This window comes from Gardnerella coleohominis (assembly GCF_002896555.1).
GTDB lineage: Bacteria > Actinomycetota > Actinomycetes > Actinomycetales > Bifidobacteriaceae > Bifidobacterium > Bifidobacterium vaginale_F.
Genome location: NZ_MNLH01000002.1, coordinates 18,140 through 31,001 on the forward strand (window position 1 = coordinate 18,140; position 12,862 = coordinate 31,001).

Consider the following 12,862-nt stretch of genomic DNA (forward strand, 5'->3'; position numbering starts at 1 on the left):
CAACGCTAGCGGCGATAGTAGCGATAATAGTGATAATATCGACAGTCTTTTTAAAGATAGCGTTCCTTCAGATAGAGAAAGTTATATCAATAATAAAGAATCGAAAAATAATCCTAAAATTTTGCCTAATGGCCATGTTGTAGGAAAACCATCCGGCAGATTTTTCACGCACGCGATTCCTCTCGACATGGATGACGTTGAAAAAGATTGGGATAAACCAGTTACGGAAGCATGCATAGCTGCAAAATCAAGCATTATCATTCGAGTTGGTGCTCTAGGATTAGGCGCTGGAACCGGAAGCTATAGGGTTAGAGAGCTGATGCACAGTGTCGGCGAACCAATGGGAGTAAGCGTAAGAGCAGACGTAAACCTCACAGATATTGAAGCCACTTGCACTGATAAACATTCGCGTATTACTGAAGTTGTTGATTTGCCTTCAACAGGCGTAAATACGGAGAGAATTTGGCTTCTTGAGCATTTTGCAGACTGGTTTAACGTGAAACTTGGAAACGATGCGCTTTATCACTCTAAAGCGACTGTTTCTAAAGAATTAGTAGATACTTTACAAGTTTCAGACGATGAAACAACAATAGTCCAGGCTGCTAAAAAATCTGAAGAAGATGAAACTAAACGCGCTGAAAATAAAGCGATTTGCGATGCTATAGCAAAAGAAAAACCTCGAGGACTTTTTGCTTTAAAACCAGAAAATGCTTATGAGGAACATTTCTCGCACGTTAATAATTCACAAAATTTGGATGAAGAAAAACATAAGCCTCTTACTGTTAGAGAGGTACACGATCGACTTGACCTCATTAAAAACCGTAAACCTTTGTATAAGCCTTGGTTTGCAGGGATTGCTTCTGCTGTAGCATGTGCGTCATTCGCATTCCTTCTTGGCGGCGGCATTTACGATATGATTGGCGCATTTATTGGAGCAGGAATAGGTCACTGGGTTCGCAGAAGAATGTTCATGCACCATTTAAACCAATTCGTTGTAACATTCGTTGCCGTTGCTATCGGCGCATCCGCGTGCATTGCTTCATTACAGCTTATAGGCTTATTTGACCCTAGTGCGCCATTACACAATACTGCTTATATTGGTTCAGTATTATTCGTTATTCCTGGTTTTCCGCTTATCACAGGTGGATTGGATATAGCGAAAATAGATTTCCCTTCCGGAATACAACGTCTTTCTTATACGGTTGCAATTATTCTTATGGGAACTTTAGCAGGCTGGATGGTTGCAAGTCTTATACAACTAAATCCTCAAGGCTTCACTCCTTTAGGATTAAACCCATGGCTAAATGCTGTTTTAAGAATGATTACAGCATTTGCTGGCGTGTGGGGATTCTCCGTGCTATTTAATTCTCCACAACGAATGTGTGTTGTTGCCGGAGTTATAGGAGCAATAACAGATACGCTTCGTTTAACTATGGTTGACTTTGGAATTTCTGCAGAAATATCAGCCTTTACAGGAGCACTTCTAGCAGGACTTTTAGCTTCAGCCTGGAGATCTATAGTTCGACACGGATGGGCACCACAGTACTTGGGATATCCTCGAATAAGTCTTACCGTTCCTTCAATCGTGATTATGGTTCCAGGACTTTATATGTACAGGGCAATGTTCTATCTTGGGCAATTTAACACTATCCCTGCTTTAAATTGGGCTTTTAAAGCTTTTATGGTGATTATTTGCCTTCCAATAGGACTTGCCGTAGCTAGAGTTATCACAGATAAAAACTGGCGTTACGACGTGTGATGTTCTAAGTTTCAGCCCGTTAATTTTTAACAAAAAGCCGCTTACAAGTTTTCTTGCGAGCGGCTTTATTGTTTATTAATTTACTTATTGAAATTTAATTAGTACTTCATTCCCATAGCTTCACGAACTTGAGCAAGAGTCTCCTCCGCAATAGCATTTGCGCGCTTATTGCCATCGTGCAAAATATCGCGAATAGCATCCATATCTTTTGCTAATTCTGCTCGACGCTCTCTGTGAGGTGCCAAGAAGTTATTCACATTTTCAATAACATAAGCTTTAAGAGCCCCAGCACCAGAGTTACCAATTTCTTCCGCGATTTCTTTAGGGTCTCTTCCTGTAACCAAACCAGCAGTAGTCAAAAGTGCAGAAACTTGAGGACGATTTACTGGATCGAACGTAATCATACGCTCAGAATCAGTTGGACTCTTCTTAATTAACTTGGCAGTTTCTTCAGCAGTAGCTCCGAGCATAATTGAATTACCATAAGATTTGCTCATCTTACGACCATCCAATCCTGGAATTTCAGGAGCATCAGAAAGTATTGCTGCAGGCTCTGGGAAAACCGGATTTTTCTTCGCGTATCTTTCGTTAAAACGGCGTGCAATAGTACGAGTAATTTCAATGTGAGGCAAATTATCTTTACCAATCGGCACTACATTTGCTTTGCAGAATAAAATATCGCAAGCTTGATGAACTGGGTAAGTAAGCAATAAGCCTGTTAAAGCGTGGCCAGAAGATTCCATTTCAGATTTTACTGTAGGATTTCTATGCAATTCCGCTTCTGTAACTAAAGATAAGAATGGCAGCATAAGCTGATTTTCTGCAGGAACAGCCGAATGAGTAAAAATCATTGTTTTTTCAGGATCAATTCCGGCAGCCATGTAATCAAGCACGAGATTTAGCACATTATCTTCAATATGTTCTGTTGTATCTCTATCTGTAATTACTTGATAATCTGCAATAATAATATTCGTTTTTACGCCGCGCTCTTGCATTGCAACACGCTCTTTAATGGAACCGAAGTAGTGGCCTAAATGCAATCTACCTGTAGGACGATCCCCAGTAAGCATAGTAAACGACGACGGATTGGTCTTCAATTTTTCCAATGTAGCATCTGAACGTTTTCTAGCTGCCACAAAGCTTGCACTCATCTCATTACCTACAGCTGTTACCTGTGCTTCTTGCGCCATTTACAACTCCTTGCACACGCGTTTTCACGCTTAAAATATGGCTTTTATCGTAAAAGTTTGCTCAGACAATATACGCGGTTGCGGTTAAGTGGTACGCTCTTGTGTGATGAATTGATTGTTACAGAATTTTTAGAGGGGGTCAGATGGGCCGCGGACGACAGAAGGCAAAGCAACAGAAAATTGCCCGTAAGCTCAAGTACCTGACGACCGATACGGATTATGACGAGCTTGCTAAAGAGCTTAACGCTCATGAGCTTGAACAAGAATCCGTCGATCCACGTGAAACAACTGAAAACTACGAAGGTAGCGGCGAGTATCTTGATAACGAAGATACTACATCTTCTACTCAGTATGAAGCTGTAGATGATGATTTAGACGAGTATGCTAAATGGGCTGCAGAATCAGCTGCAAAGGCGATGAATAGTGAAAAAACTTCATCGTCTTCAAATACGCACTCTGCTATCCACCATCACATACCTATGCCTGTACCAAACTTTATGCATAAAAGTGAGAAGTAAGAAGTAAGTAAAAGTATTACGCGACTTTTGCTTTTTGCATAGTATTGTTGTTGCAATTCGAGCGCAGTTTACCCGAATTTTATAATTCTAGCGGTAATATTGCGCTCAAATTGTCTCGTTCGCCCATTGCGCTTATATTCCCAGCTTCTTTTTCTTCATCCCATTTGGTTATTCCGCAAACTAATCGCAACCAAACACTTGGCTCTAATTCAATAACATCTGGAGGAGTTAAGTTGTGGGGGTCAGATTCTGGGCCTTCTAGGATTTTTACAGCTCCCCAAGGAGCGACTCTTACTTCAACGCCGCAGCCGGGAACTTTATTTTCAAGAACATACAATGAATATCTAACAGCAAGAGCTTCGTCAGTACGGCTAATATTCAAAATATTGCTATTTATTTTCATTGCATTAACTTCATTATTAACTGCTTTTAGCGCAAGATCATTCCAAATTTTTAAAGCACTCTGTCCTCGTGCTATATCACGTTCAAGTATTACTGACACGTCTTTTATTATCTTCTAAGCAACATACTTTCAGCAATATATTTGTCTTAAGACGTTATATACCAACATTTAAGGGATTGGGGTTGTGGTATTATTGGGTTTATCGTGTGCATTCACATGCCTCTTGTGGTTATCTGAAAAAGTTATCTGCAAAATGGTGATGGTTTAATTGCCTAAACACAAAGTTTTAGGCTGCACACTTTTAGGAAATATATCAAACGGCACAAGGAGTCAAATATGACTAAACACGTCGCGCCGAAAGCCAAAACTACTGCGACGGCATTTGCCAAAGAACTTCAAGAGCACCTCAAGTACACCCAGGGTGTAACGCCAGAGCAGGCCACTACGGCAGATGTGTATGTTGCCGCTGCTACCGCAGTTCGTCGTCACTTGATGGACTCTTGGATGCAGACTCAGCATGACATGGTTAATGGCAATACCAAGGCTGTGGGCTATTTGAGCGCAGAGTTCTTGATGGGCAAGCAGCTTGAGAACGCTTTGTTGAACGCTGGTCTTACTGACCAATTCAATAAGGCTGTTACTAAGCTTGGCTTCGATCCAAAGGCTGTTATCGATGCTGAGTATGAGCCAGGTTTGGGTAACGGCGGTTTGGGTCGTCTCGCAGCCTGCTTCATTGATTCACTCGCCTCTATTGGCGTTCCAGCATTTGGCTACGGCATCCAGTATCGTTACGGCATCTTCAAGCAGCGCTTTGATGAAGAAGGTAAGCAGGTTGAAACCCCTGATTACTGGCTTAGCAATGAAGAGCCATGGGGTCACATTGATTATGGTCGTGACCAGCGCGTCAACTTCGGTGGTGAAGTTGTAGAAGAAAACGGCAAGCGCGTATGGAAGCCAGCTTGGTCTGTTCGTGCAGTACCAGTTGATTACATGGTTCCAGGTTATAATTCTGGTCGCGTAAACACTCTTCGTTTGTGGACTGCTAAGTCTTACGACGAGTTTGATTTGCTCACCTTCAACAAGTCTGAGTACTTGGATGCTGTAAAGCCACAGGTTGCAGCGGAAAACATTTCTAAGATTCTTTACCCAGAAGATTCCACTCCAGAAGGTAAGGCTTTGCGTCTTGAACAGCAGTACTTCTTCGTAGCTGCTTCTATTCATGATGCTATCCGCGTATTCTATCCAGGTCAGGATAAGCCGGATCTCACCACCTTCCCAAGCAAGATTAACTTCCAGTTGAACGATACTCACCCAGTTATCGGCATTCCAGAGCTTATGCGCGTTCTTATGGACGAGTACGGCTACGATTGGAACACCGCTTGGGGTATCACCACCAAGACCTTCAACTACACTTGCCACACTTTGCTCCCAGAAGCTTTGGAAGTTTGGCCAGCCAAGCTTATCGGCGAACTTTTGCCACGCCACCTTGAGATTATTCAGGGTATCAGCGAGCAGTTCCGCAATGAGCTTCGCGGTAAGGGCGTTGCTGAGGATCAGGTTGAGCGCATGCGCATCTCTACCGACGCTGACGAAAATGGCGAAGGTGCTGTAGTTCGTATGGCTTACTTGGCTACCTACGGTGGTTCTTACGTTAACGGTGTTGCTGAGCTTCACTCTGAGTTGTTGAAGGATGTCACTTTGAAGGACTTCTCCAGCGTTTACCCAGATAAGTTCAAGAACGTTACTAACGGCGTAACTCCTCGTCGCTTCGTGCGCTTGAGCAACCCACGCATGTCTGCTCTTATTACTGAGGGCTTGGGCACCGACGCATGGCAGGGTGATTTGGAGCTTCTTGAAGGTTTGAAGCCATTGGCTGACGATCCTTCCTTCGTTAAGAAGTTTGCTAAGGTTAAGCAAGAGAACAAGCTCGCCTTCGTTGATTTCGCAAAGCAGAAGTATGGCTTTGAAATCAACCCAGACACTATGTTTAAGTTTGCACGAGTACAAGCGCCAGTCCATGAAGATCCTCCAGGTTATCTCCACATACGCTGGAATCAAGAATGGCACAATCGACGTAGACAAGATGCTTCCACGCACCGTGTTCTTCGGCGCTAAGTCCGCTCCAGGCTATGCTATGGCAAAGCTCACCATTCAGCTCATTAACAATGTTGCTCGCGTGGTGAATAACGACCCAGCATGCAAGGGCAAGCTCGCAGTGTTCTTCCCAGAGAACTACAACATTGAACTTGCTATGAACTTGATTCCTGCCACCGATTTGGATGAGCAGATTTCTCAAGCCGGTAAGGAAGCGTCTGGCACTGGTAACATGAAGTTCGCTTTGAACGGTGCTTTGACTGTTGGTACTCTCGATGGTGCAAACGTTGAGATTCGCGAGCGCGTTGGCGCTGAGAACTTCTTCCTCTTCGGCATGACTGTTGACGAGGTTGAGAAGCTCTACGCTGAAGGCTACGATCACGGCGGCTCCCGCAAGTACTACGAGTCTGATCCTCGCTTGAAGACCGCTGTGGATATGGTTGCCGACGGCACCTTCTCCAACGGTGACAAGAGCGTGTACGAGCCACTCGTCAACGATTGGCTTACCCACGATTACTTCATGGCAATGGCTGACTTCAGCTCTTACATGGATATTCAGGCTCAGATTGAGGAAACTTACCGCGATCCAATGAAGTGGGCTCGCATGGCAGTTTTGAACGTAGCCAACTCTGGTTACTTCTCTTCTGACCGCTCTATCGAAGATTATCTCGATCGCATTTGGCATACTGGTGCTCTTCCAGCACACGTTGCTGAGTAATTGAGTATTCTCTAATAGCAATACATAAAAACTAAAAAGGCGGAGGCTGTTAATCAGCTTCCGCCTTTTTAGTTTTTTGTTTAGTTTTTATTTAACTTTTATATAGACTTTTTGCGTAATCTTTTACGGATACTTTTTGGGTATACTTTTTGCATACCCTTAGCTTTCTTGTGAATTCTTCACGCTCTGGTCAAAAACGACTTATAAGCAAAATACGCAACAAAAATGGTGACGGAAGCTAAAAGTATCCATCACCATATTAGATATGAAATATATTCTTATAATTACTAATCTTCAGAGGCAACTTCTTCATCTGTTGTCTCAGCAGTTACCTTCTTTGGCGTAGTTCCCAAATCGATTGGTGAAGAGCTGTTCTCCCATGGCTCCTCCCAAGGATCATAATCAGGATTATGCTTCTTATAAATGTAATATGCGGCAACACCTGCGAGCAGTGCTCCGAAGAGCAGTGCAAAGAACTTCCAACCGCTGGAGGATTTGTTCTCCATAATGGCTCCTTTCGGGTCGTGCTGACCTGCTCATCCAAGTCAACTATTCCTTACCACGATTTTTCGCTTATGTCTAATAATAGTAACTTTACGTGACAGTACCAGTACTATATTCAATAAATTTTGTATATTTGTGCAGCCACATAGTTAATGTTATTTCATGAACAATTTACCAGTAAAACATTTATTAGAAAAATTAAAGATAAATGGAAAAAGTGCCACGTACATAATTATTTATGCATGCGTGTTGGTTTGGATTGTACAAATAATTCTTAACACATTCTCACATAATGCTTATGAAATATTCATAGAAAATACAGCCTTATCTCCTTATCTCATTACTAAAACAAGTTGGACATGGTTTACCTCCATGTTCGTACACTCATTGTCAATAGGACATATTTTCTTTAACATGCTTTGCTTATATTCATTAGGATTAGAACTTGAGCATTTCTTCGGTAAATGGAAATTCTTCTTCTTATATACCCTTTCTGGTTTGGGCGGAAGTGTAGCAACCGTTTTATATTGCACAATTACTAAGAACTTTGCGATTGCGTCTGTTGGAGCCTCAGGGGCTATTATGGGGCTTATAGGCGCGCTTCTAGTCGCACAGTGGAAGTTAAGGCAGGATGTTAGAGGCACGCTTATTTGGATTGCTATTACTCTAGCTTTGCCGATTATTGTTCCTAATATAGCGTGGCAAGCTCATGTAGGTGGATTAGTAGTCGGATTTGTTTTAGCCGCTTTGCTTAGTCTAAACAATCATATTTTTAAAAATCTTTCTTTAAACAAACGTTTCGCTATTTATGCGACCCTGCTTTTAATAATTCTCGTAGCTATAGCAGTGGCATGCTTCTATTTCGCGTATGGATTAGATTTATTTAGCGACTTAACCGTAAATCAAATATAAATATTTAAATTACACGCATTCCGCAGGATTTTCCTGTCTAATGTTGCTGAGCTCTCGGAGTTTCTCTCATCGCAAGATTTTTACATTGCTCTAAGAGAAACTCCGACAGCTCTTGGCATGTTTAGTCTTTTAATCTTCGGTTAATCACCGAGATTTTTCGATTTTTCTTCTTCGCTCAATGAATCACCACTTCGTGCTGAGGTTCATTTCGCTCTGGGCGAAAAATCTCAAATCTCTGCCTAATTAGTAGCAAAACGTACTTTATAAATAAAATTATAAATTAAATTACACGCGTGTAGTTTTCCACACCTGTGGATAGCAATGTGGATAACCTGGGCATAAGTTGGGACTAAATCCACAATATATGCAAAAGTTATCCACATATTTATACACAAACGTTGATAAGTCAGTCTTTTTTGCCTTGTGCGCATGTGTATAAGAAGTTATCCACAATTTAAACTTATCGTGGATAAACTAAATGCTGCTGTTTTTAAATCTTTTACATCCATGCTTCAGGCAAAAATAATATTATGTTTTCAGAGTTAGATGCCCCAAAAGAAATAACAAAGCCGACGCTTAAAACTCTTAATTTTATTAAGGAAAATGCAGCTTTAACTTCAGATCAGGCAGCTCTTAAGGCATCGCGAAATCCTGAAATAGATGTTCACTATGCTATTAATCAAATCGCAGGCCGCAAAATAGCGCAAACGAAATTGCCTTTATGGGCAAAATATGATGACATATTTTATCCAGTGCATCTTTCTTTAGAACAATGCTCATCACAAGCAACAGCGCAATACAAAGCGTCTATAGTTAAAAAATTGATTGATTCCCTAGGCAAAAACGATGAAAACGCGCGTACGCTAGTGGATTTAACGGGAGGTTTTGGAGTAGATTGCACTATTCTTTCTGATTTATTCCAAAAAACTATATATTTTGAGCAGCAGCCAGAATTAGCAAGTATCGTTCAGCATAACATGCGAATTTTAGGCAAAAATAACGTGTATTGCTTTAATACAGACAGTACTACAGCTATATCTAGCGTATCTAGCGCTCCTAGCTTATCTGCCAATCAAAACGCTCAAAACACACAAAGCGCTCAAAGTACCCATAAAATAACCATGATTTATGTAGATCCAGCAAGACGAAATTCACACGGATCTCGAACTTACGCAATTGAAGATTGCACTCCAAATGTCTTATTACTTAAACAGCAGCTACTTAGCATTGCTGATTTTGTTATGATTAAGCTTTCTCCAATGCTCGACTGGCGCAAAACTATAGCAGATTTTAAGGGTAACGTTTCACAGTTGCACATTGTTTCGTGCGAAAACGAGTGTAAAGAATTATTAATAATTTTAGATAACGATATACATACAAATGTTGTTATTAATTGCGTTAATGACGATCAGCTTACAACTTTTTACGCAAAATATGATTTATCATCAAATCGCATAGAAATTATCTCAAGAAATATCTCAAACGAAAATAACGATTACGAATCGCGTATAGTAAATGATTCTTCTGTAAATTCCTTAAACGATTACTCAAACAATTCTTTAGAATATTTAAAAAACTATGCGAGTTACGTTTACGAGCCTAATGCTTCTATTATGAAATCTGGCTGTTTTGAACTTTTAACGCAGCTATACGAAGTTAAGCAGATTTCGTCTAATAGCCACGTTTTTGTTTCGCAAAATCCAATAAAACAATTTCCTGGAAAAATGCTAACTATTACGCATATATGCAGCATGAATAAGCGCGATTTGAAGGAAGCTCTTAACGGAATCACATATGCGAATATTGCGGTAAGAAACTTCCCTATGTCTGTAGATGCTTTACGAAAAAAATTGCGCGTTAAAGATGGTGGGCAGACTCGTATTATTGCGACTACTGATTCAACTAATCGGCATATTTTGATTTTTGCTAAAGCAGAATAAACTACAGCAGAATAAGATTTTTAAATAAGCAAGAAACAGCAAAAAAAAACAATAAAAGAATATTAAAAAAAATTAGATTATATAGAATTGTGGCGTTGAATTAACCTCGAATATCAGAGAATATCAAAGAATATTAGAGTACATCCAACGCCACAAAAATCTAAGCATCAGCGCCAATACATAGTCATAAGGAATCCTGCCATCGCAATAAGAACAGCAATAAGTAGATTCCAAGCACCAATACCAGGAATTGGATACATAGGGTTTAAGTAATAAACAACTGCCCAAAGCAATCCAACTATCATTAACGTGCAGAAAAGCGGAACAAACCACGATGCATTCGCTTTAGTGCCCTTAATACTTTCCTCAACACGACGCGTATTTTCAGCTTGACGCTGCATCATACGCTGCATCTGCGGAGTCAAAGTAGACTTATCAGCAGTAGCATTCAATACAGCTTCTACCTTATCCATAGGGACGCCATAAAAATCGTCATGAGATTCCTCATTATTATTTTCGCTTGCCCCAGCAGCGTCATCAGCTGCAGTCGTGTTCAACGCTTTTAATTCTTCGTCAGCCATAACTGTAACTCTCCAATCAATAGGCTACACGCTATAATAATAGTTACACTCGAACGCGGAAAGAAACGAAGTATTATGGCAAAGCAAACAGGACGGCATGCAGCAAGAAAATCCATGCTTAGTAGCATTGCTGTTGCAATTGCTGTTGCTTTCACAGGGTATTTATTTGTCACGAATTTACGTGTTAATCGCACTGCTTTTATAACTTCCGATACTGGTCAGATGGTCGAACGTAATTCTCAAAGAGCTAAAAGTTTAAGAGAAGATGTTAAAGAACTAGATTCGCAAATAAATCTGTTAAATAAAACTCTGGGAAATAATAGCGAAACAAATTCTATTTCAGGTGCTGAAAGCAGTACTGTGCTACCAGCATTACAAGGTCCGGGTATAACCGTAACTCTTAATGATTCACCTTTATGGAAATCTGCCGTAAACGGATCTGGAACTTCTGCGAATATAAACGATTACGTAATACACCAACAAGATATTGAAGCCGTTGTTAATGCTTTATGGCGCGGAGGCGCTGAAGCAATGACTATACAAGATCAGAGAGTATTATTTAATTCTGCTGCTATTTGTATAGGAAATGTTTTGATGTTACAAGGACATCAGTACTCACCACCATATAAAATATCTGCTATTGGCTCTACTGAAAATATGATAGAATCGCTGAACAATTCTCCAGCGATTCAAACATATAAAGACTATGTAAGCGCTTTTGGTTTGGGGTGGAAAGTAGAAAAGATGAAGAAATTAAGTTTCCCTGAAGCTTCAGCTTTACTACAACCATTACGATATGCGACTGTTCCACGAAGAACAGATATTAAGGCCAATGATTTACAGAGTCATTTTAGAAACAACGAAGGAGTAGCATGAGGCACTCTACGAATATGCAAAGTAATCAATACGGGGTTGTTAAGAAGCGAACTAGTCCTTTTTGGCAAGCTGTAAACGTACTCAGTGAGATTCTCATTGCTTGCGCTGTTATATGCATACTTTATATTGTTTGGCAATTGTGGTGGACTAGCGCACAATCAGAGCATGCACAAATAGCAGCACGTTCGTCAGTTTCTTGGACTAATCCTGACCAAGGTAATAAAACAAAAATAGCTCCAAAACAATCTGGTGAACCTCCTGTAGAAGGAAAAGCAAAGATTGGCGAATTATTTGCTCGCGTATATATTCCACGCTTCGGTAATCAGTGGGAGCGAAACCTTGTAGAAGGCTCTACTCTTGAGCTTTTAAACCGCTCAGGACTTTGCCATTATGAAAACACGCAGTTACCTGGCGAAATGGGAAACGTTGGTATTGCAGGCCACCGCGAAGGTTATGGTCAGCCTTTAGGCGATGTTGATAAGCTCAAGGCTGGAGATCCGATTATTATTCGTACTAAGAATTATTGGTATGTGTACAAGTACACAAGCTATAAGATTGTGACTCCTAGCCACTCAGAAGTTATTGCGCCAAATCCTGAGCACCCTGGTAAGGACCCTGTTAAGCGCATGGTAACCCTAACAACTTGCGAGCCAAGGTATTCTACCCCAACTCATCGTTGGATTAGCTACGGCGAATTTGACTATTGGGCTAAAGTTTCAGATGGAATTCCAAAAGAGCTTTCTACTGTAGATTCAAACGGAAAAATACGTTTCATTAACAACGAACAGCAATCTCTTATCTCTCATCTTGATTCTTTGGTAATGCCAATAATTGTTACTGTTATTTTGTATGTGCTTGTGTTTATTGCTAGCGCAGTAGCATGGCGTTGGCCGTTGCTACGTAGCATTCGCGCTGGTTTAAAGCCTAAGCCAGATTTCAGCATCTTTGGAGGAATCGCTAGGATTCAACCTGGTATTTTACCAATGAGAATACTGCTTCAACTATTGCTTTACTTGATGATTTCTATGGCTCTGTTGCAGTGGATATTCCCATGGCTATCTTCAACGGTTCCATTCTTGCAAAGCATGTCTAATTACACACCAATCTAATATTTAATAAAACATGCATAACAAAGAAGGCGGCTTGTAGGCCGTCTTTTTTGTTACGTCTCACTAAAGATATCTCTAAACATATGGATTTATTTACCAAACATGCTTTGCTACCGATTAGGCAGAGATTTAAGATTTTTCGCCCAGAGCGAAATGAACCTCAGCACGAAGTGGTGATTCATTGAGCGAAGAAGAAAAATCGAAAAATCTCGGTGATTAACCGAAGATTAAAAGACTAAACATGCCAAGAGCTGTCGG

Annotated in this window: 10 protein-coding genes and 1 pseudogene; 7 read left to right on the top strand and 4 right to left on the bottom strand. The window is 40.7% G+C overall.

The window, feature by feature from the left end; translation table 11 throughout:
* Positions 1–85 precede the first annotated feature (85 nt).
* On the top strand, positions 86–1,759 hold the full coding sequence (locus tag BFS05_RS01880; protein ID WP_258004219.1) for a threonine/serine exporter family protein: 1,674 nt from the start codon (positions 86–88) through the stop codon (positions 1,757–1,759).
* Positions 1,760–1,857: 98 nt separating this feature from the next.
* Here the strand turns inward: BFS05_RS01880 and trpS are convergent, their stop codons facing one another.
* The gene (gene trpS / locus BFS05_RS01885) at positions 1,858–2,949 is read right to left on the bottom strand and encodes a tryptophan--tRNA ligase (protein WP_103084369.1); all 1,092 of its coding nucleotides are present in this window, start codon (positions 2,947–2,949) and stop codon (positions 1,858–1,860) included.
* A gap of 143 nt (positions 2,950–3,092) precedes the next feature.
* Here trpS and BFS05_RS01890 point away from each other — a divergent pair, with 143 nt between their 5' ends.
* Positions 3,093–3,467 carry a DUF3073 domain-containing protein gene (locus BFS05_RS01890; protein ID WP_103084370.1) on the top strand — a complete coding sequence of 125 codons (375 nt, stop codon included), beginning with the start codon at positions 3,093–3,095 and terminating at the stop codon, positions 3,465–3,467.
* A gap of 79 nt (positions 3,468–3,546) precedes the next feature.
* Here BFS05_RS01890 and BFS05_RS01895 read toward each other — a convergent pair whose 3' ends face one another.
* The gene (locus BFS05_RS01895) at positions 3,547–3,918 is read right to left on the bottom strand and encodes a sterol carrier family protein (RefSeq protein WP_374703759.1); all 372 of its coding nucleotides are present in this window, start codon (positions 3,916–3,918) and stop codon (positions 3,547–3,549) included.
* Between the two features lie 288 nt (positions 3,919–4,206).
* Here BFS05_RS01895 and BFS05_RS01900 point away from each other — a divergent pair.
* Positions 4,207–6,682 (top strand): annotated as a pseudogene (locus tag BFS05_RS01900) (glycogen/starch/alpha-glucan phosphorylase).
* A 287-nt stretch (positions 6,683–6,969) separates the two neighbouring features.
* Here the strand turns inward: BFS05_RS01900 and BFS05_RS01905 are convergent.
* The gene (locus BFS05_RS01905) at positions 6,970–7,188 is read right to left on the bottom strand and encodes a hypothetical protein (RefSeq protein ID WP_103084372.1); all 219 of its coding nucleotides are present in this window, start codon (positions 7,186–7,188) and stop codon (positions 6,970–6,972) included.
* Positions 7,189–7,348: 160 nt separating this feature from the next.
* On the opposite strand from BFS05_RS01905, the gene BFS05_RS01910 reads away from it, so the two are divergent.
* Positions 7,349–8,098 carry a rhomboid family intramembrane serine protease gene (locus BFS05_RS01910; RefSeq protein ID WP_103084373.1) on the top strand — a complete coding sequence of 250 codons (750 nt, stop codon included), beginning with the start codon at positions 7,349–7,351 and terminating at the stop codon, positions 8,096–8,098.
* A gap of 530 nt (positions 8,099–8,628) precedes the next feature.
* Positions 8,629–10,038: a THUMP-like domain-containing protein gene (locus BFS05_RS01915; protein WP_103084374.1), complete on the top strand. Its 1,410-nt coding sequence runs from the start codon at positions 8,629–8,631 to the stop codon at positions 10,036–10,038.
* 167 nt (positions 10,039–10,205) lie between these two features.
* Here the strand turns inward: BFS05_RS01915 and crgA are convergent, their stop codons facing one another.
* Positions 10,206–10,619 (bottom strand): cell division protein CrgA, encoded by a 414-nt coding sequence (crgA, locus tag BFS05_RS01920; protein WP_103084375.1) that lies wholly within the window; start codon positions 10,617–10,619, stop codon positions 10,206–10,208.
* A gap of 75 nt (positions 10,620–10,694) precedes the next feature.
* Between crgA and BFS05_RS01925 the strand changes: the two genes are divergently transcribed.
* Together BFS05_RS01925 and BFS05_RS01930 are read left to right on the top strand one after the other, a co-directional pair.
* The gene (locus BFS05_RS01925; RefSeq protein WP_103084376.1) at positions 10,695–11,495 is read left to right on the top strand and encodes a DUF881 domain-containing protein; all 801 of its coding nucleotides are present in this window, start codon (positions 10,695–10,697) and stop codon (positions 11,493–11,495) included.
* Positions 11,492–12,604 (top strand): class E sortase, encoded by a 1,113-nt coding sequence (locus BFS05_RS01930; RefSeq protein ID WP_258004188.1) that lies wholly within the window; start codon positions 11,492–11,494, stop codon positions 12,602–12,604. Before BFS05_RS01925 ends, BFS05_RS01930 begins: the two co-directional genes overlap by 4 nt.
* Positions 12,605–12,862: the final 258 nt, after the last annotated feature.